An 18,599-nucleotide genomic window follows, 5' to 3' on the forward strand; every position below is an offset into this window, starting at 1 on the left:
GCCCGCGCGGGGACGGCCGGATACGCGCAACCCGCGCAGCCGTCCGCCCGTTTCGGCGCACAGGCCCTGCGGAAGGTTCAGGCTTGGTCGATGACCAGCCCCGAAATTTCGTTGGCGACATCCTTGAAACGTCCCGTCACCTTTTCGAGATGCCCGTAGATTTCGTTGCCTGCGACAAAATCCATCGGGTCGCCCTGCCGCGCCCGTTCATAGAGCGCCTTGCGCCCCGCTTCGTACAGGCTGTCGGCGTGGGATTCCAGCGTCGCCAGCCGCTCGGTCAGGGCATAGAGCCGCGCGCCGTTGACGTTGAGCGAACGCAGCAGCGGCACCGCTTGGGCGGTGATCCGCGCGGACTCGAGGATCAGCGCGCTCATATCCTGCATCTGCGGCGCGAATTCGGTGATCTCGAACAGCGCGATCGCCTTGGCGGTCCGGTGCATCCGGTCGACGGCATCGTCGATCGCCCTGATGAGGCTGACGATCAGGCTGCGATCGAACGGGGCAGCGAGGCAGCGGGCATCCTGCAACAGGTCGCGGATGATGGCGCCGGCCTCATCGGCCCGGTCGGCAATCTCCTGGATGTGCGCGGCCACGTCGGGCCCGCCCTTGAACAGTTTGGCAAGCGCATCCGCGCCGGCGATCAGCAACGCGGCAAGATCATCGAACTGGTCGAAAAAGCGGCCCTGCGCGGGCGGCAGCGTTTGAAACCAGCGCAGCGTCGGCATCCTTCCGCGTCCAACCTCCTCCAACCATAACAGCATCCGCGCCAGCCGGCCCGGCTCCTGCGGCGGATGGCGAAAGGCGGCAATGATCGACTGCAGGTCGGGTTCCTGAACCGCGCGGGCGGCTTCGGCGACCGGGAACCAGCGCAATTCGCGCTGGCCCTGTTCGGGCCACTGCTTCAATTGTCCGGTCACCGCTAGCGGAAATACCTCCACCGTCGCTTCGCGCGCGTCGCCGCTGCGCCGCCGCTTGTCGTAGCGATAGCGGCCAAGCGACGCGGGGCAGGCGATGCCGTGGATGCCCGCTTCCTCATAGGCTTCCAGTTCGGCGGCACGATGGCCCGGCAGCCCCTTGATCCGGTTGCCCTTGGGGATGACCCAGCGCCGGGTGTCGCGCGATGTGATCAGCAGGATCCGCATCGCTCCGTCGGCGGTGGTGCTATAGGGTAGGGCGGCGACCTGTTGCATAAGCCGCTTGTAATGAAAATGTCATAATTCGCAACGTGTGGGCCTGTGCCCCGTCCTACTCGACGAACGTCAGCGACAGATTTTCGGCATTTTTGGGAATGTCGATGCGGCTTTCGTTGATGCTCGCTTCCTCGCCGGGCTTGAGCCGGGCGCGGTCGGCCCTGGTGGTCCAGCTGAATACCAGCCGGTTCTGCCGGTCGCGCAGCTGCACCAGGACCGGCGGCACGGGCAAGGATTGCTGGCCGCTGTTGACGATGCGCGCGCCGAAGGCGAAATATTCCTCACCGGTGGGCAGCTTGCGCCGTTCGGCGGGCTTGGACAGGTAGAACAGCAGATCGGGGTCCCCCTCGTCGGCGACCAGGCCCATGCTGACCGCCCATCCCGGCGGGCCGAAATAATAGAGCGCCCCGCCCAGCGCGCTGACTATCAGGAAAAAGGCGATCGCGGCATAGGTCCATAGCCGCGCCGGATTGCGCCGGGGACGAACCACCTCGGCCGGCGCGAAACTGTCATCCTCGCCGGGACCATCGGTTGCGGGCAGGGCCGACGCGGCATCGGCGACGGGGGCAGCGAACGGGCGCAGCGGCGCCGGATCAGCCTGCTCGCCCCGGACCGCGACCGGGGGATCGGCATCGCCATTTTGCTGCGCAGCAATCGGTGCAGCATCGATGTCGGCGGGTGCGGGTGCGGGTGCGGGGACGACGGGTGGTGACGCAGCCATGGCGTCATCGCGCTCGGGCGGCGCGGCGCCGTCCTGGAACCAGCTATGCTTGCACGCGGCGCATCGCACCTGCCTGCCCGTCGGTCCGACGGCGCTGTCCGGGACGATGTAGCGCGTCGCGCAGTTCGGGCACACTAGGATCATTTCGCTTCCTTGTCACGCCATTGCCGCAAGGGCAAGAGAGCGCGGCATGGAAGGCGTCGGGCTTTACGCCTGCCTGCCCGCTGTGCCATGGCTGGAGGTCGGGGAAGCAGGAGCGCGGCGGCACGACAATGTCCACCATCGTCCAGTTCGAAAATGTCGGCCTGCGCTATGGGCTGGACAGCGAAACGCTGTCCGACGTCAGTTTTTCGCTGCACGGGGGCGGCTTTTATTTCCTGACCGGGGCGTCGGGCGCCGGCAAGACGTCGCTGCTCAAATTGCTCTATCTGGCGCAGCGGCCCAGCCGGGGGGTGATCCGCCTGTTCGGCGAGGATGTCGTCACTCTCCCCCGCAAGCGCCTGCCCGGCTTTCGCCGCCGCATCGGCGTGGTGTTTCAGGATTTCCGCCTCGTGCCGCACCTGTCCGCCTATGATAATATCGCGCTGCCGCTGCGCCTCGCCGGCATGGAGGAAAGCGAGGTCGACGCGCCCGTTGCCGAAATGCTGGGCTGGGTCGGGCTTGCCGACCGCGCTCAGGCCCGCCCCGCCACGCTGTCGGGCGGCGAACAGCAGCGGGTCGCCATCGCCCGCGCGGTCATCGGCCGCCCCGAAATCCTGATCGCGGACGAACCGACGGGCAATGTCGATGCCGACATGGCGCGACGGCTCATCACCCTGTTCGAAGCGCTCAATCGCCTCGGCACCACCATCGTCGTCGCCACCCACGACCTGCCGCTGATCGCCCAGGTCGCCGATGCCCAGATGATGCGGCTCGACAAGGGCCGGCTCGCCGATCCCACCGGATCGCTGCGCTATCCGCCGCGCGGGCCGGACGCGCACTGATGGCGCGGGCCGATCGCCAGGCGCTCGCGGCGCGCAGCCGGCTGCTCCCCGAAGGTCGCGTTGCCGGCCCCATGCCCTGGATCATCGCGGTCATGATGTTCCTGACCATCCTGGCCGCCGCCGCCGGCCTGGCGCTGGATGCGGGCGTTCGCGCGATGGGATCGGACCTGGCCGGCCGCGCCACGGTACAGATCGTCGAGGCCGATGGGGAAGCGCGGGCAGCCGCGTCGCAACGGGTCCTGGCCGCCCTGCGCGGGACGAGCGACGTGCGCAGCGCCCAACCTGTGGAGCAGGCGCGGCTGGTCGAACAATTGCGCCCCTGGCTGGGCGAAGAGGCCGTGGACGGCGACCTGCCTATCCCCGCGCTGATCGACATCGAACTGAGGCCGGGGGACGCCGACGCCAGGATCGAACGGGTGCGCCGCCTGCTCGCCGGGATCAGCGCCAAGGCGCGGATCGAACCGCATGCCGCCTTCCTGTTGCCGCTCGCCGGCCTGCTTTCGGCGCTCGGCTGGCTCGCCATCGGGCTGGTCGCGCTGATGGCTATCGCCACTGGCGCGGTGGTGATGCTGGCGGCCCGCGGCGCGCATGACAGTCACAAGGGCACAATCGACATCCTTCACCTGATGGGCGCCACCGACGTCCAGATCGCGCGCCTGTTCCAGCGGCGCATCGCGCTCGATGCCGCCTTTGGCGGCGCGCTCGGCTTCGTGGTCGCGCTTTTGGTGCTGGTGACGATCGGCGGGCGGCTGGCCGCCACCGGCAGCGATCTTCTCGCCGGGGTGCGCCTGCCGTGGACCAGTTGGCTGCTGCTGCTGGCGCTGCCGGTGGGCGGGGTGCTGCTCGCGACGCTGACCGCGCGGCTGACCGTGCTGCGGGCGCTGGGCCGGTCGCTGTGATCGTTCGCATCGCATCGACCATGCTGCTGTGCTGGCTGCTGGGCTTTGCCTGGTTCGCGATGCTGCTGCCCCAGCCGCTGGACGGGCGCCAGACCGATGCGATCGTGGTGTTGACCGGCGGCGCGGGCCGGATCGACCGGGGGATCGCCCTGCTGGAAGTCGGCGCGGCCAAGCGGATGCTGATCTCCGGGGTCGACCGCTCGGTGCGCCCGGTCGAACTGGCCGCCGAATATGGCGCGCCCGAACGGCTGTTCGCCTGTTGTATCACGCTTGGGCGCGAAGCGATCGACACACGGTCGAACGCGATCGAAACCGCGCGCTGGCTGGAACGGCGCGACTATGCGACCGTACGCCTGATCACCACCGACTGGCATATGCGCCGCGCCGCGCTGGAACTGCGCCAGGCGCTGCCCGGCGAAGTGACGCTGGTCTATGACGCCGTCGCCAGCCGGCCCAGCCTCACCATGCTGGTACGCGAATATAATAAATATCTGCTGCGCCGCGCCGCCGCGCTTATCGGTATCTGAGGGTTTATGGTCGTCATCACCGCGCTGCGCTCCCTGTTGTTCTCGTTGCTGTTCTACCTGGGATCGCTGCTGATCGTACTGGCCGCGATCGTCGCGATTCCGTTCGGGCGGGGCGGCACGCTCCGGCTCGCCGACATATGGAGCCGCTTTCACCGCTGGTGCGTGACGATCATCCTGGGGCAGAAGATCCGGGTGGAGGGCGATCTGCCGCGCGGCCCCTATCTCTATATCGTCAAACATGAATCGATGTTCGAAACGATCGACCTGCTCTGCCTGCTCGACCGGCCTGCAATCGGCGCCAAGCGCGAGCTTTTCGACATACCGCTCTGGGGCGGCATCGCCAAACGCTATGGGCTGATCCCGATCGAGCGGACCGCCGGCGCGAGCGCGCTGCGCGCCCTGCGCACGGCGGCACGGGCGACGATCGCGCAGGGCCGGCCGATCGCGCTTTTTCCCGAAGGCACCCGCGTGCCCCACGGGCAATCGCCGCCGCTGCGCGCGGGATTCGCCGGGCTGTACGCCCTGCTCGGCCTGCCGGTGGTGCCGATCGCGATCGACAGCGGCCAGGTGTCGCCGCGCGGCGCTTTCCTCAAGCGGTCCGGCATCATCACCTACAAGGTCGGCGACATCATTCCCCCCGGCCTTGATCGCCGCGACGCCGAAGCCCGCGTCCACGCCGCCATCAACGCGCTCAACCGATGACGGCCTTTGGGCCGCGCTGGCCTAGAGCATCGTGCGCAAAAGTGGGAACCGGTTTTGCGCATAAAAGGATGCGAAAACAAAAACTAGAGCGCGCGTCCTGCGTCTGATTTAATGCAGCGCGCTCTAGTCGCGCAGCAGGTCGTTGATCGCGGTCTTTGACCGGGTCTGGGCATCGACCCGCTTGACGATGACCGCGCAATAAAGGCTGGGACCGGAGGTGCCGTCGGGCAGTGGCTTGCCGGGCAGGCTGCCGGGAACCACGACCGAATAGGGCGGCACCGACCCCATGAAGATTTCGCCGGTCGTGCGGTCGACGATCTTGGTCGACTGGCCGATGAACACGCCCATCGACAGCACCGCGCCCTTGCCGATGCGGACGCCTTCCACCACTTCGGATCGCGCGCCGATGAAGCAATCATCCTCGATGATCACCGGGTCCGCCTGAAGCGGCTCCAGCACGCCGCCGATGCCCACGCCGCCCGAAAGATGGACGTTTTTGCCGATCTGGGCGCAGCTGCCGACCGTGACCCAGGTGTCGACCATCGTGCCTTCGTCGACGAATGCGCCGATGTTGACGAAGCTGGGCATCAGGATGACATTCTTCGCGACATGGCTGCCCGCGCGCGCGAAAGCGCCGGGCACCGCGCGGAAGCCGGCGGCGCGGAACGCCGCTTCGTCCCAACCGGCAAACTTGCTTGGCACCTTGTCCCACCAATGGCCCTCGCCGGGACTGCCCGCGATCATGGCGTTGTCGTTGAGGCGGAACGACAGCAGCACCGCCTTCTTGAGCCACTGGTTCACCTGCCAGCCGTCCTGGACCGGTTCGGCGACGCGCGCCTGGCCGCTGTCGAGCAGGTTCAGCGCCTCGACCACCGCCTGCCGCACCGGGCCTTGCGTGGTCAGGCTGATGTTCGCGCGGTCCTCCCAGGCGGCGTCGATCGTGGCTTGCAGGTCGGTGCTCATGGATGCTCCCCAAGAATGTCGGCCAGAAAGGGCCGCAGATGGTCGGTTTCGAAATCGATATAGTCGGGATGATGCTGATGGCTGCCCGCTTCGGAGCCGTTGTTGACCCAGATCGTCGTCATGCCGATGGCCTTGGCGGGCTTGAGGTTGCGCGCCATGTCCTCGAAAAAGGCGGCGCGCGCCGGGTCGATGCCGTGCGTCCGGCATAGCGCGGCATAGCCCGACGGATCGGGCTTGGGCACATATTCGCAGGCGTGGATGTCGTGGATCAGTTCGAACGCGTCGCCCAGGCCCAGCCGGTCGAGCACCCGCCCGGCATAGGCGGCATCGCCATTGGTGAAGATCAGCCGACGGCCCGGCAGCGCCGCGATATGCGCATTGAGCGCCTCGTCCACTTCCAGGCGGTCCATCGAGATATCGTGCACATAGTCGAGAAACGCGCGCGGATCGATCGCATGATGCCGCATCAGCCCCGCCAGGGTGGTGCCATGCTCCATAAAATAGCGCTTTTGCGTGGCGCGCGCGACGTCCGGGTCGCACCCCAACAGTCCCTGGATGAATTCGCCCATCTTGACGTCGATCAGCGCGAACAGGTCCGCCTTTGCCGGATAGAGCGTATTGTCCAGATCGAAAATCCAGCAATCGACATGGGCAAGCGTGTGCAGCATGGGCGCGGCCTAGTCCGGCAACGGCCGCAGGGCAAGCGGATCGGCGCGGTCGGCCGCGCCGTCGCGGAAAAAAGGCGGCGGAACTTTCGCACCGGTCCCCGTGCCGGGAAAGGGGATCCGGCCCATCACCCGCACCAAAAAAAAGGCCGATGCTTTCGCATCGGCCCAGGCATGTTCGCAGGAGGAACATCGGGAGGCGGGCGGGCCTTGCCTCAACGGGCGGCCCGCCCTGCTCTAACTCAATAGTTGTAGGCGCGTTCGCCGTGGCTCGCGAGGTCGAGACCTTCCTGCTCCGCTTCGGCGCTCGGACGCAGACCGATGGTCTTGTCGATGACGAAGTAGAGGATCGCGCTGCCGACGCCCGACCAGACGAGGGTCAGAAGCACCGCCTTGATCTGGGTGATCACCTGGCCAGAGATGCTGTAGGCCGCGGCATCGAAACCCGCCGGGAAGACGGTGTAGTCGAAATAGCCCTGGCCGCCCAGCGCGGGCGAAGCGACGATGCCGGTGCCGATCGCGCCGACGATGCCGCCGACGCAGTGGACGCCGAACACGTCGAGGCTGTCGTCATAGCCCAGCTTGCCCTTCACGAACGCCACGAACAGGTAGCAGATCGGCGACACGACGAAGCCCAGGACGATCGAGGTCATCGGCGCGCCAAGGCCCGCCGCCGGGGTGATCGCGACCAGGCCGGCGACAGCACCGGTCACTGCGCCCAGCAGCGAAGGCTTGCCGTGGTGGAACTGTTCGATCAGCGCCCAGCTCACCGCCGCCGCGCACGTCGCGACCATGGTGTTGATGAAGGCGACGCCGGTGACGGCATTGGCTTCAAGGTTGGAACCGGCGTTGAAACCGAACCAGCCGACCCACAGCAGCGAGGCGCCGATCATGGTCATGACGAGCGAGTGTGGCGGCATGGGTTCCTTGGGGAAGCCGACGCGCTTGCCGATCATGATGCAGCCGACGAGTCCTGCGATGCCCGCGTTGATGTGAACGACGGTGCCGCCAGCGAAGTCGAGCGCGCCCATGCCCCACAGGAAGCCGGTGTCGGTCGGCGCATCCGGCAGGAAGTCCGGGCCGGCCCAGTACCAGACCATGTGGGCGATCGGGAAGTAGACTACCGTCAGCCACGCGACCACGAACACGATCAGCGCCGAAAACTTCACGCGTTCGGCAAAGGCGCCGACGATGAGAGCAGGCGTGATCATGGCGAAGGTCATCTGGAAGACGACGAACACCAGTTCAGGCAGATAGACGTTGTTGCTGAACGTCGCTGCATAAGTGGTTGCGTCGACGCCCATTAGGAACGCCTTGGAGAAGTTGCCGATGAAGGGCGAGTTGCTGGTGAAGGCGAGGCTGTAGCCCCAGCTGACCCAGACGAGGCCGGCGACGGAAACGATCATGAACACCTGCATGAGCACGCTCAGCATGTTCTTGGTGCGCACCAGGCCACCGTAGAAGAGGGCCAGGCCCGGAATCGACATCATGAGCACGAGGGCGGCCGAGATCAGCATCCAGGCGACGTCGCCCTTGTTGACCATGCCCGCCATGGCGGCGGCGTCGGGCGCCTTGATTGGGCCGGCAAGTGCCGGCGCGGCGGCCAACAGGGATACGGCAAGCGCCCCCATCAGGCCGCAGACTGCTTTGGAAATTTTCATCATTCCCCCCTTACAGCGCGGTTTCACCGGTCTCGCCGGTGCGGATACGCACGGCCTGACCGACATCGAGGACGAAGATCTTGCCATCGCCGATGGCACCCGAATTGGCGGCCGCCTGCGCGGCTTCGACCACGCGCGGTGCCAGATCGTCGTCGCAAACGACCTCGATCTTGATCTTGGGAACCATGTTGGTGGAATATTCGGCGCCGCGATAGATTTCGGTCTGGCCCTTCTGCCGCCCGAATCCCTTGACCTCGCTGACCGTCATACCGGCAATGCCGAGCGAGGAAAGAGCCTCGCGGACATCGTCAAGCTTGAACGGCTTGATGATAGCCATCACTAGTTTCATGTCGCCCCCTATTACTGGTGTGCAACGCTTAACCAGCAAGAGGCGTGCCAATTCATTAAACGGGCGTTAACGCGGGCATCTGGACCGGCGAGCCGAATTCATGCGCCGAAATTTTGGGCAGATGCGTCCGGCTGCCTCATTTTTAGGCAGGCGGACCGCCGCCGCCGCCTCCATCCCCTTGCCGCTACGGCATCCTCGCGTGAAGCGGCTGCGGAGCGTTCGGGCGAATCAGGTCGCGGTGCCGCCCACCGTCAGTCCGGCCATCAGCAAGGTTGGCTGGCCGACGCCCGCCGGCACGCTTTGCCCGCCCTTGCCGCACATGCCGACGCCTTCGTCCAGCGCCCAGTCATTGCCGACGCCGATCACCTTGGTCAGCGCGGTGGGACCATCGCCGATCAGCGTCGCGCCCTTGATCGGGTCGCCCAGCCGGCCATTTTCGACCTTATAGGCTTCGGTACAGGTGAACACGAACTTGCCCGATACGATGTCGACCTGGCCGCCGCCAAAGCTCTTGGCGAAAATTCCCGATTTCATGCCGGCGAGCAGCGCGGCGGGATCGTCATTGCCACCCTTGATGAAGGTGTTGGTCATGCGCGGCATCGGCGCGTGGGCATAGCTTTCACGCCGCCCGTTGCCGGTGGGTTCCACGCCCATCAGCCGGGCGTTCAGCCGGTCCTGCATATAGCCCTTGAGGATACCATCCTCTATCAGCACGGTTTCGCGCGTCGGCGTGCCTTCATCGTCGATGCTGAGCGAGCCGCGCCGGTCGGCGATGCTGCCATCGTCCACCACGGTCACGCCGGGCGCGGCGACGCGCTCGCCGATGCGCCCGGAAAAGGCGCTGGTGCCCTTGCGATTGAAATCGCCCTCCAGCCCGTGACCGATCGCTTCATGCACCAGCACGCCCGGCCAGCCGGGGCCCAACAACACGGTCATTTCCCCCGCCGGCGCGGCGACCGATCGCAAATTGACGCGCGCCTGCGCCAGCGCTTCGTCGATGGCGCGGTCCCACACCGCCTGTTCCATGACCCGGTCGTACAGATAGCGGCCGCCGATGCCGAAGCTGCCGGTTTCGCGGCGGCCGTTTTCTTCCAGGATCACCGACACGTTCAGCCGTACCAGCGGACGAATGTCGGTGGCGGTGAAGCCGTCTGCCCGGACGATCTCGACCACGGACCAGCTCGCCGACAGGCTGACCGAACATTGCGCGACACGCGGGTCGCGCGCCCGCGCGGCGGCGTCGATCTGCGCGCAAAGCGCGACCTTTTCCGCGAACGGAACCAGTTCCATCGGGTTGACGTCGGTATAGAGGTGGCGATTCGTGCGCTGCGGCGGCGGCGCTGGCGCCCTCTTGGCCGGATCCAGCAAGGTCAGCGTTTCCGCCGCGCGGCGGATTGCCGCTTCGCTGATGTCGTTGGCATGGGCAAAGCCGGTCATTTCGCCCGACACCCCGCGCAGGCCGAACCCCGCATCGGTCGAATAGTCGGCGGTCTTGAGCCGCCCGTCATCGAAGCCGAAGCTCTCGCTGGCGCGATATTGCAGGTACAGCTCGCCATCGTCGCAAGCCGACAGCGCCTGGGCCGTCAGGCGGCGCGCGCCGTCGGGATCGAGCAGGCCCGCACGATAGAGCAGGCCACGGGCGTCGGTGAAGTGCGAGGACAGATCGGTCATGCCCCCGATATAGGGTGGTGCCGCGCCAGACCCAACGGAAAAGCGCGCGCGATCACTCCAGGCTCTTGCCCGCCTGTTCGGTGACGTCGCGCGACAGGCCGGGCTGCGCCAGGATTCGCGCCAATTGCGTGCGCATCTTTTCCGCGCGCATCGCGTCGAACCGCTGCCACCGACCGAGCGGCGGCACCAGCCGCGCCGCGGTTTGCGGATTCAGCCGGTCGAGCGCGATGATCGCGTCGGCAACCAGGCGATATCCCTCGCCCGATGCGTGGTGAAATGCCCATTGGTTGGCCGCGAAGGCGCTGTAGAGCGCGCGCGCCCGATTGGGATTGGCCAGGGTGAAATCCTTGTGCCGCGCCAGTTCCTCGACCTGCGCCACCGTGTCGGGATGGCCGGCCAGCGCCTGCGTCTGGAACCATTTGTCGAGCACCAGCGGATCGTTGGCATAGCGATTGTAGAAGATGTCGAGCGCCGCCACCCGCTCGTCGCTGTCGCCATTGGCAAGGATGGCCAGCGCCGCCTGCCGCTCGGTCATATTGTCGGCCCGGTCGAACTGGGCAAAGGCGATCGCATCGCCATCTGTAGCACCCGACGCGACCAGATAGGCGAGCGCGGTGTTGCGCAGCTTGCGCGCGCCCTTGGCCGCGGGCGTCAGCGCAAAGCTGCCAGCCCGCGTGCGCGCATGGATATCCCGCCACAGCGGTTCCAGCGCCGCGCCGATCCGCGCCTGCAATCCTTCGCGCGCGGCATGGATGGCATCGGGATCGACGACCGGCATCTGGTCGCCCAGATAGGCTTCGCTCGGCAACCGGATCGCTTCGGCGACAAAGGCGGGATCGAGCATCGGATCGGTGGCGACATGGCGGATCGCGGCGATCACCGCCGCTTCGTCCCCCGCCTGCCCGGCGACCGCGCCGACCAGCATGTGCACCATCAGCTGCTGCATCGCTTCATAGCGGGCGAACGGATCGTCATCATGGGCCGACAGGAACGCCAGGTCGCCCTGGCTGCGATCGGTATCGACGATCACGGGGGCGGAAAAGCCGCGATTGATCGACAGGATCGGCGGCGCGGCAAAGCCTTCGAAGGCGAAGGTCTGGACCGGCTCGGTCAGCATCAGCATCGTGTCGCCGCCGTGGCTGCGACGCACCGGATCGAACAGCGCGACGCGCAGCGGGATCGCCATCGGCGCCTTGTCGGGCTGCCCCGGCGTCGCCGCCAGGCTCTGTTCCAGCGTCAGTTCGGCAATGCCCGTGGTCCCATCATGCGCCAGCGTCGCTTTGACATGCGGTGTGCCCGCCTGTGCATACCAAAGGCGGAATTGGGTGAGGTCGATGTCCCCGCCCTCCTCCATGCACGCCACAAAGTCCTCGCAAGTCGCGGCATCGCCATCATGCCGCTCGAAATAGAGGTCGGTGCCGGCGCGGAAGCGTTCCGGCCCCAGCATCAGCGCCATCATGCGGATCAGCTCGGCGCCTTTGTTATAGATCGTCGCGGTGTAGAAGTTACTGATTTCCATATAGGATTCCGGTCGCACCGGGTGCGCGAGCGGGCCGGAATCCTCCTGGAACTGGCCCGCTCGCAGGATGCGCACATCCTCGATCCGCTTGACCGCATGGCTGCCCATGTCGGCCGAAAAATTCTGATCGCGAAAAACGGTGAAGCCTTCCTTGAGGCTCAGCTGGAACCAGTCGCGGCAAGTGACGCGGTTGCCCGACCAATTGTGAAAATATTCATGCGCCACAACCCCCTCGACGCCATCATAATCGATGTCGGTCGCGGTTTCGGGATCGGCCAGAATATAGCGCGAATTGAATATGTTGAGGCCTTTATTCTCCATCGCGCCGAAGTTGAAGTCGGCGACCGCGACGATGTTGAACACATCAAGGTCATATTCGCGGCCATAGACACGCTCGTCCCAGGCCATCGCAGCCTTGAGCGCCTTCATCGCATGTGCGGTGCGGGGCAGGTCCGATGCCTTGACCCAGATCCCCAGCGCTACCTCTCGCCCGCTCATCGTGACGAAGCGGTCGGCGTTGCAGGCAAGGTCGCCCGCGACCAGCGCGAACAGATAGCAGGGCTTTGGAAAGGGATCGCGCCACTCCGCCCAGTGGCGGCCACCGGGCAGGTCGCCCGCAGCGACCGGATCGCCGTTGGACAGCAATATCGGCAAGCGCGCCTTGTCCGCCGTCATCCGCACGCGATAGCGCGACAAGATGTCGGGCCGATCGGGGAAGAAAGTGATGCGCCGAAAGCCCTCGGCCTCGCACTGGGTGCAGAGCAGGCCGCCACTGGCATACAGGCCCATCAGCTTGCTGTTGCCCTCGGGCGCGATCTCGACCAGCGTGTCGATCTCATGCGCTTCGCCCGTCAGCGGGATGACCAGCGTCCCCGCTTCCATCGTCCATTCCGCCTGCGTCAGTTCGCGGCCGTCGACACTGACGCGAAGCGGCACCAGCCCGTCGCCATCCAGCCGCAAGGGCCGGTCATGCACGCCGTTGCGCGTGACGCTCAGCGACGCGCGAACCTGCGTCGCCGCCGGATCAAGATCGAAATCCAGCGCGATATCGGGCACCAGCCAGTCGGGCGGGCGATAATCGACGCGGCGGATAGGGGCGGGAGTGGGGACGTCGGAGTTATGCATGTCGGCCATGCCAGCAACCTAGGCATCGGGCAGGCAAAAGGCCAGTAGCACGGGCGACGGACCCGTCCGCTTTTGCTAGATTCGTTCCCCCGACAGCCGCTGGCAGAGCATGTCGAGCTGGTCGAGCGTCGAATAGCGCAGCGTCAGCGTGCCTGCGGCGGTCCCTGCCTCGCCATGGCCGATCTCGACCTTCAGTCCCAGGATATCGGCGAGATGCTGTTCCAGCGCGGCAATATCAGCATCCTTGCCGCCGCCGCCGCTGCGGGGGGCCGCCGCCGTCTCGCTGTCGCCGCCACCCTTGCGCATCTTGCGTACCAGTTTCTCGGTATCGCGCACCGACAGGCCCTTGGCCTCGACCTGCCGCGCCAGCGCCTCGCAATCGGGCACGCCGATCAGCGCGCGGGCATGGCCCATCGAAATGCGTTGCTCCATGACCGCCTGCTGCACGCCCATTGGCAGGTCGAGCAGGCGGATCAGGTTGGCGATATGGCTGCGCGACTTGCCGACGATGCGGCCCAGCGCTTCCTGGCTGTGGCCGAACTCGCCGATCAGCTTGCGATAGGCTTCGGCTTCCTCGATCGGGTTGAGGTCCTCGCGCTGGATATTTTCAACCAGCGCGATTTCGAGCGTTTCGGCTTCGTTGAAATCGCGGACGATGGCGGGAATACGGTGCAGCTGTGCCCGTTGGGCCGCACGCCAGCGGCGCTCGCCCGCGACGATCTGAAAGCCGCCGCCATGGGCGCGAACGATGATCGGCTGGATAACGCCACGCTGGGCGATACTGTCGGCCAGTTCCTGCAACGCGCCATCATCGAAATGGCGGCGCGGCTGTTCGGGATGAGGATGAATGAGCGCGATCTCGATGCTCTGCACCGCGCGACCATTGGCCGCTGCCGACGTCGATGACCCGGACGACACCGGCGCTTCATGGCTGGCGTCGCCCAGCAACGCCGACAGTCCCCGGCCCAGCCCATGCGGCCGCTTGGTCGCCTTCGTCGCCTCGCTCATGCCGCCACCTCCTGACGCGGCAACCGCGCGATCAGCTCGCGCGCGAGCCGCATATAGGCTTCCGAACCTGAACAGCGGAAATCATAGATCAGCGCCGGCATGCCGTGGCTTGGCGCCTCCGACAGCCGCACGTTGCGCGGAATGACGGTCGTGAACACCAGGTCGCCCAGGCACGCCCGGACATCGTCGGCAACCTGGTCGGTCAGGCGGTTGCGCCGGTCATACATGGTCAGCGCCACGCCCATGATCGACAGATCGGGGTTGAACCGGCCCCGGATGCGATCGACGGTCTGGAGCAATTGCGACAGCCCCTCCAGCGCGAAAAATTCGCACTGGAGCGGCACCAATAGCGAATTCGCGCCGACCAGAGCGTTGATCGTCAACAGGCCCAGCGAGGGCGGACAATCGATCAGGCAGATGTCCCAGCGCCCGGCGGGGGCCTCCGCCAGCACCCGGTCGAGCCGGTGGGTGCGTTCCTCATATTCGATCAGTTCGATCTCCGCACCGGACAGGTCCTGCGTCGCGGGAATGAGGTCAAGCTTGGGCACGCGCGTCTTGACCACCGCATCTTCCAGCGCGCAGTTGCCCACCAGCAGGTCATAGCTGGAATGGATACGCTCGGCGCGATTGATGCCAAGGCCCGTCGATGCATTGCCCTGCGGGTCGAGATCCACCAGCAACACGCGCAGGCCCGTCGCCGCCAGACCCGTCGCCAGATTGATCGCGGTCGTGGTCTTGCCCACTCCGCCTTTCTGATTGGCAATGGCGATACGAATCATCGGGTGCGGCCCTTCCTGCTGACGGATTGCGCCACGACGATCGCGCTTTCGGGATCGGTGACGCTGCGTTCCACGTGAAACGCACCCTGCCATGTCGGACGGACAGTCTCCAGTTCTATCTGCGCGTTTCGACCCTTGGGCAGCAACCAGAGCGTATTTTTATCCGCCAGATGACATGCGGATTCCAGCAATTTGGGCAAAGGTGCATAGGCGCGCGCGCTGATGACGGCAGCCGCCGGCGTCACTGCCGTCTCCACCCGCCCGCCGATTATGCTGACATGGCGCAGGCCCAGTTCGTCGACGACATTCTGGAGAAACGCGATCCGCTTGCGGCGCGATTCGATCAGCAGCACGGGGCGCGATGCCAATATGGCGATCACGATGCCGGGCAACCCCGCCCCCGCGCCAAGGTCGATCCATGGCCCTGCCCCGGCGCCGGCGGCGAGCGGCAGCAGCTGCGCGGAATCGACGATATGCCGCGCCCAGACATGATCGCGTGTCGATTGCGCGATCAGATTCTGTTCGGCCATACCCGCGAACAGCAGGGCGATATAGCCCTCCAGTTGCGCCGATGTTTCACGTGAAACGGCAAAGTGCGTGTCCAGCCAGGCTCGCGCCTCTTCTTCGGTCACGCCGCCAGCCGCCGGCTGTGCACCAATATCGCCGCCAGCGCCGCCGGCGTGATACCGCGCACCCGGCTCGCCGCCGCCAGCGTCTCGGGCCGCGCCGCTTCCAGCCGCTCGCGCATCTCGGTCGACAGTCCCCCTATATCCGCGAAGTCGAAATCAAGGGGAATGATCACCCGTTCGTTGCGGCGCAGTTCGGCGATCTCGGCATCCTGCCGTTCGAGATAGGGCGCGTAATGCGCATCCTCCAATATCTCACTGCGCAACGAAGCTGATATATCCGCCAGCGACGGCACCAGCTTCGTCAGCATCGCGGCATCGACTTCGGGGAAACGCGCCCAGCCAAACAGGCTGTGCCGCGCGCCGTCCTGCCGCACGGCCGCGCCGGCCCGCGCCATCGCGCTTGACGTCCACTCCACCGCCAATGCCTGTTCCACCGTCGCCCGCTGCGCCTGTCGATCGGCAAAGGCGGCGGCCCGGCCCGGACCGATCAGCCCATGTTCCAGTCCCACCGGCGTCAGTCGGGTGGCGGCATTGTCGGCCCGCAGTCGCAGCCGATATTCCGCTCGCGCAGTCAGCATCCGATACGGCTCGGTCACGCCCTGCAATACCAGATCGTCGATCATCACGCCGATATAGCTGCTCGCCCGATCGAGGATCATCGGCGGCTCGCCCACCGCCAGGGCGGCGGCATTTGCGCCCGCGACCAGCCCCTGCGCCGCCGCTTCCTCATAACCGGTGGTGCCGTTGATCTGTCCGGCGCAAAACAGCCCGGCGATGGCGCGCACTTCCAGCGCGGGTGTCAGCGCGCGCGGATCGACATGATCATATTCGACGGCATAGCCGGGTACGACGATCTCCGCCCTCTCCAGCCCCGCCATCGACCGCACCATCGCCAACTGCACGTCGGCAGGAAGCGACGTGCTGATCCCGTTGGGATAGACCAGATGATCGTCCAGCCCCTCCGGCTCCAGAAAGACCTGATGGCCATCGCGATCGCCAAAGCGGACGACCTTGTCCTCGATCGACGGACAGTAGCGCGGTCCCCGTCCTTCGATCGCGCCGCTGAACAGCGGCGAGCGGTGCAGCCCGTCGCGGATGATCGCATGCGTCCGGTCGTTGGTGCGGGTAATGGCGCAGGCCAGTTGCGGCAATGGACGCCCCGCCGTCAGCGGTGACATCATCCAGCCATCGGCATCGGAGGGCTGTTCGGCCAGCGCCGCCCAATCGATCGTGCGCCCGTCGATGCGCGGTGGCGTGCCCGTCTTCAACCGCGCAATCGGCAGGTCGAGCGCGCGCAGTTGCAGTCCCAGCGCGGTCGCCGCCCGCTCTCCGGTCCGCCCGCCGATGCTACTCTCCTCGCCGCGAAACAATCGTCCGCCCAGAAAGGTGCCCGTCGCCAGCACGATGGTGCGCGCGGCGACGGTTCGGCCATCGGCCAGATCCAGCCCATCGATCCTGCCACCGTCCAGCCGCAGCCCGATCGCTTCGCCCTCGATAATCTCCAGACCCGCCTGCGCATCCAGCATGGCCTGGATCGCCGCCTTATAGCGTTTGCGGTCGGCCTGCACGCGCGGCCCCTGCACTGCGGCACCCTTGCTGCTGTTGAGCATGCGATAATGGATCGCCGCCTGGTCAGCCGCGCGGGCAATCAACCCGTCGAGCGCATCCACCTCGCGCACCAGATGCCCCTTGCCCAGACCACCGATCGCCGGATTGCACGACATCGCCCCAACGGTTGCGCGATCGAAGGTGAGCAGCGCGACCGACGCGCCCTTGCGCGCCGCCGCCGCCGCCGCCTCGCATCCGGCATGCCCGCCGCCGACCACGATCACGTCATAGATAGTCTGCATCCGCCGCCCATATCGTTTTTGCGATAGGCGGTCCACATGTTCCACGTGAAACGACAAACGCTATTTGCCGATGCAAAAGCCCGAAAACAACTGGTCGAGCATGTCTTCGGTGCCGGCCTGCCCGGTCAGCCGGTCGATGGCCGCCCGCGCACCGCGCAACTCTTCTGCGACAATCAGCATGTCGTCGGCCCCGGCTGCGGCATCGAGGTGGTCGGCAATCGCCGCTACCGCGATGCGCTGGCGCTCATGCAGTGCATATTCGCTTTCGCCGGGCAGCAAGGCTCGCGCGCGATCGAGCAGCATCTCCGCCAGTTCCGCCATCCCCTCGCCGGTCACCGCCGAAAGCCGCATCCCATCTGCGGCATCGCTTTCCCGCCGGTCGCATTGCGCGGCGATCAGGATCGCGTCGGCGCGGGGGGCGTCCGATGCCGCGCCCAGCCACAGGATCAGGTCCGCCGCCGCCAGCGCCGCACGGGCGCGATCGATGCCGATCGCCTCGACCCGATCGGTCCCTTCGTCACGCAGGCCGGCGGTATCGGTGAACAGGAACGGCACGCCAGCGATCGACGCGGGCACCTCGATCCGGTCGCGAGTGGTGCCGGCGATGTCCGACACTATCGCCGCTTCGCGCCCCACCAACGCATTGAGCAAGGTCGACTTGCCGGCATTGGGCGGCCCGGCGAGCACGACCCGTACACCGTCGCGCAGCCGTTCGGCGCTGGGCGCGGCAAGATCGCGGCGGACGTCGTCGACCAGCGCCCGGACGGTCGCGCCGATCCGCCGTTCGATATCGGCGTCGGGCACGTCATCCTCGTCGGAAAAATCGAGCGCAGCCTCGGCCATCGCCGACAGCGTCAGCAGTTCCAAGCGCCAGCGCGCGATCCGTTGGGAAAAATGGCCCTCGGCCATGGCGAGCGCGGCGCGGCGCTGCTGCTCGGTCTCCGCGCCAAGCAGGTCGCTCAAGCCTTCGACACCGTTAAGGTCGATCCGCCCGTTATCGAACGCCCGGCGCGTGAACTCGCCCGGCATCGCCGCGCGCAGTCCGGGCAACCGCGCCAGCACGCCCTGTACCGCCTGGATGACCGCCCGCCCTCCGTGGCAGTGAAGCTCGGCCAGATCTTCGCCGGTCGCATTGTCGGGACCGGGCAACCACAGCAGCAGTGCGCGGTCGAGCGGTGCGCCATCGGCGGGATCGCGCAGCAATCGGAGCGTCGCGCGGCGCGGCGATGGCAATCCCCCCGCAATCGCGGCCATCGCCGACCCTGCTTCCGGCCCGCTCACGCGGATGATCGCGATGCCGGCGGGGGGCGCGCCGCTCGACAGGGCGAAAATCGTGTCGGCCATGTCCGGCCGCAACC

The 18,599-nt window shown here is 66.5% G+C and carries 17 protein-coding genes; 4 read left to right on the forward strand and 13 right to left on the reverse strand.

The annotated features are described in order from the left end of the window. Positions 1-77: 77 nt before the first annotated feature. Both WG908_RS09355 and WG908_RS09360 read right to left on the reverse strand, forming a co-directional pair. Positions 78-1,190 carry a DUF47 family protein gene (locus WG908_RS09355; RefSeq protein WP_340186296.1) on the reverse strand — a complete coding sequence of 371 codons (1,113 nt, stop codon included), beginning with the start codon at positions 1,188-1,190 and terminating at the stop codon, positions 78-80. Between the two features lie 55 nt (positions 1,191-1,245). Beyond that, entirely contained in the window at positions 1,246-2,055 is an 810-nt protein-coding gene (locus WG908_RS09360; RefSeq protein ID WP_340186297.1) for a zinc-ribbon domain-containing protein, read from the reverse strand. A gap of 128 nt (positions 2,056-2,183) precedes the next feature. On the opposite strand from WG908_RS09360, the gene ftsE reads away from it, so the two are divergent. From ftsE to WG908_RS09380, 4 genes are read left to right on the forward strand one after another with little or no spacing between them, the layout of a single operon-like run. After that, positions 2,184-2,894 carry a cell division ATP-binding protein FtsE gene (ftsE, locus tag WG908_RS09365; RefSeq protein WP_340186298.1) on the forward strand — a complete coding sequence of 237 codons (711 nt, stop codon included), beginning with the start codon at positions 2,184-2,186 and terminating at the stop codon, positions 2,892-2,894. Further along, positions 2,894-3,793 carry a cell division protein FtsX gene (locus tag WG908_RS09370; protein WP_340186299.1) on the forward strand — a complete coding sequence of 300 codons (900 nt, stop codon included), beginning with the start codon at positions 2,894-2,896 and terminating at the stop codon, positions 3,791-3,793. Before ftsE ends, WG908_RS09370 begins: the two co-directional genes overlap by 1 nt. A 20-nt stretch (positions 3,794-3,813) precedes the next feature. After that, entirely contained in the window at positions 3,814-4,320 is a 507-nt protein-coding gene (locus WG908_RS09375; RefSeq protein WP_445326696.1) for a YdcF family protein, read from the forward strand. 6 nt (positions 4,321-4,326) lie between these two features. Further along, positions 4,327-5,022 (forward strand): lysophospholipid acyltransferase family protein, encoded by a 696-nt coding sequence (locus WG908_RS09380; RefSeq protein WP_340186301.1) that lies wholly within the window; start codon positions 4,327-4,329, stop codon positions 5,020-5,022. A gap of 123 nt (positions 5,023-5,145) precedes the next feature. Here the strand turns inward: WG908_RS09380 and dapD are convergent, their stop codons facing one another. From dapD to mnmE, 11 genes are all read right to left on the reverse strand, one after another. Continuing rightward, a complete protein-coding gene (dapD, locus tag WG908_RS09385) occupies positions 5,146-5,985 on the reverse strand; it encodes a 2,3,4,5-tetrahydropyridine-2,6-dicarboxylate N-succinyltransferase (RefSeq protein WP_340186302.1) in 840 nt (279 codons plus the stop codon). Then, entirely contained in the window at positions 5,982-6,653 is a 672-nt protein-coding gene (locus WG908_RS09390; protein WP_340186303.1) for a pyrimidine 5'-nucleotidase, read from the reverse strand. Before WG908_RS09390 ends, dapD begins: the two co-directional genes overlap by 4 nt. Positions 6,654-6,892: 239 nt before the next feature. Then, complete coding sequence (locus tag WG908_RS09395; RefSeq protein ID WP_340186386.1) at positions 6,893-8,311, reverse strand: ammonium transporter; 1,419 nt, start codon at positions 8,309-8,311, stop codon at positions 6,893-6,895. A gap of 10 nt (positions 8,312-8,321) precedes the next feature. Next, the gene (locus tag WG908_RS09400) at positions 8,322-8,660 is read right to left on the reverse strand and encodes a P-II family nitrogen regulator (protein WP_326292321.1); all 339 of its coding nucleotides are present in this window, start codon (positions 8,658-8,660) and stop codon (positions 8,322-8,324) included. Positions 8,661-8,888: 228 nt separating this feature from the next. Then, on the reverse strand, positions 8,889-10,331 hold the full coding sequence (gene tldD, locus WG908_RS09405; protein ID WP_340186304.1) for a metalloprotease TldD: 1,443 nt from the start codon (positions 10,329-10,331) through the stop codon (positions 8,889-8,891). 52 nt (positions 10,332-10,383) lie between these two features. Next, positions 10,384-12,984 (reverse strand): aminopeptidase N, encoded by a 2,601-nt coding sequence (gene pepN / locus WG908_RS09410; RefSeq protein WP_340186305.1) that lies wholly within the window; start codon positions 12,982-12,984, stop codon positions 10,384-10,386. 66 nt (positions 12,985-13,050) lie between these two features. Next, positions 13,051-13,983 carry a ParB/RepB/Spo0J family partition protein gene (locus WG908_RS09415; protein ID WP_340186306.1) on the reverse strand — a complete coding sequence of 311 codons (933 nt, stop codon included), beginning with the start codon at positions 13,981-13,983 and terminating at the stop codon, positions 13,051-13,053. Then, complete coding sequence (locus tag WG908_RS09420; RefSeq protein WP_340186307.1) at positions 13,980-14,762, reverse strand: ParA family protein; 783 nt, start codon at positions 14,760-14,762, stop codon at positions 13,980-13,982. Before WG908_RS09420 ends, WG908_RS09415 begins: the two co-directional genes overlap by 4 nt. Beyond that, the gene (gene rsmG, locus WG908_RS09425; RefSeq protein WP_340186308.1) at positions 14,759-15,394 is read right to left on the reverse strand and encodes a 16S rRNA (guanine(527)-N(7))-methyltransferase RsmG; all 636 of its coding nucleotides are present in this window, start codon (positions 15,392-15,394) and stop codon (positions 14,759-14,761) included. Before rsmG ends, WG908_RS09420 begins: the two co-directional genes overlap by 4 nt. Then, the gene (gene mnmG / locus WG908_RS09430) at positions 15,391-17,241 is read right to left on the reverse strand and encodes a tRNA uridine-5-carboxymethylaminomethyl(34) synthesis enzyme MnmG (RefSeq protein ID WP_340186309.1); all 1,851 of its coding nucleotides are present in this window, start codon (positions 17,239-17,241) and stop codon (positions 15,391-15,393) included. The genes rsmG and mnmG overlap by 4 nt, the downstream gene beginning before the upstream one ends. Positions 17,242-17,301: 60 nt before the next feature. After that, entirely contained in the window at positions 17,302-18,585 is a 1,284-nt protein-coding gene (mnmE, locus tag WG908_RS09435) for a tRNA uridine-5-carboxymethylaminomethyl(34) synthesis GTPase MnmE (RefSeq protein ID WP_340186310.1), read from the reverse strand. Positions 18,586-18,599: the final 14 nt, after the last annotated feature.

The organism is Sphingobium anseongense (assembly GCF_037725245.1).
Taxonomy (GTDB): Bacteria; Pseudomonadota; Alphaproteobacteria; order Sphingomonadales; family Sphingomonadaceae; genus Sphingobium.

Coding starts and splice junctions, on each gene's coding strand:
- WG908_RS09355 (WP_340186296.1), bottom strand. CDS start 1,190: ATGCAACAGGTCGCCGCCCTACCCTATAGCACCACCGCCGACGGAGCG.
- WG908_RS09360 (WP_340186297.1), bottom strand. CDS start 2,055: ATGATCCTAGTGTGCCCGAACTGCGCGACGCGCTACATCGTCCCGGAC.
- ftsE (WP_340186298.1), top strand. CDS start 2,184: ATGTCCACCATCGTCCAGTTCGAAAATGTCGGCCTGCGCTATGGGCTG.
- WG908_RS09370 (WP_340186299.1), top strand. CDS start 2,894: ATGGCGCGGGCCGATCGCCAGGCGCTCGCGGCGCGCAGCCGGCTGCTC.
- WG908_RS09375 (WP_445326696.1), top strand. CDS start 3,814: ATGCTGCTGTGCTGGCTGCTGGGCTTTGCCTGGTTCGCGATGCTGCTG.
- WG908_RS09380 (WP_340186301.1), top strand. CDS start 4,327: ATGGTCGTCATCACCGCGCTGCGCTCCCTGTTGTTCTCGTTGCTGTTC.
- dapD (WP_340186302.1), bottom strand. CDS start 5,985: ATGAGCACCGACCTGCAAGCCACGATCGACGCCGCCTGGGAGGACCGC.
- WG908_RS09390 (WP_340186303.1), bottom strand. CDS start 6,653: ATGCTGCACACGCTTGCCCATGTCGATTGCTGGATTTTCGATCTGGAC.
- WG908_RS09395 (WP_340186386.1), bottom strand. CDS start 8,311: ATGAAAATTTCCAAAGCAGTCTGCGGCCTGATGGGGGCGCTTGCCGTA.
- WG908_RS09400 (WP_326292321.1), bottom strand. CDS start 8,660: ATGAAACTAGTGATGGCTATCATCAAGCCGTTCAAGCTTGACGATGTC.
- tldD (WP_340186304.1), bottom strand. CDS start 10,331: ATGACCGATCTGTCCTCGCACTTCACCGACGCCCGTGGCCTGCTCTAT.
- pepN (WP_340186305.1), bottom strand. CDS start 12,984: ATGGCCGACATGCATAACTCCGACGTCCCCACTCCCGCCCCTATCCGC.
- WG908_RS09415 (WP_340186306.1), bottom strand. CDS start 13,983: ATGAGCGAGGCGACGAAGGCGACCAAGCGGCCGCATGGGCTGGGCCGG.
- WG908_RS09420 (WP_340186307.1), bottom strand. CDS start 14,762: ATGATTCGTATCGCCATTGCCAATCAGAAAGGCGGAGTGGGCAAGACC.
- mnmG (WP_340186309.1), bottom strand. CDS start 17,241: ATGCAGACTATCTATGACGTGATCGTGGTCGGCGGCGGGCATGCCGGA.
- mnmE (WP_340186310.1), bottom strand. CDS start 18,585: ATGGCCGACACGATTTTCGCCCTGTCGAGCGGCGCGCCCCCCGCCGGC.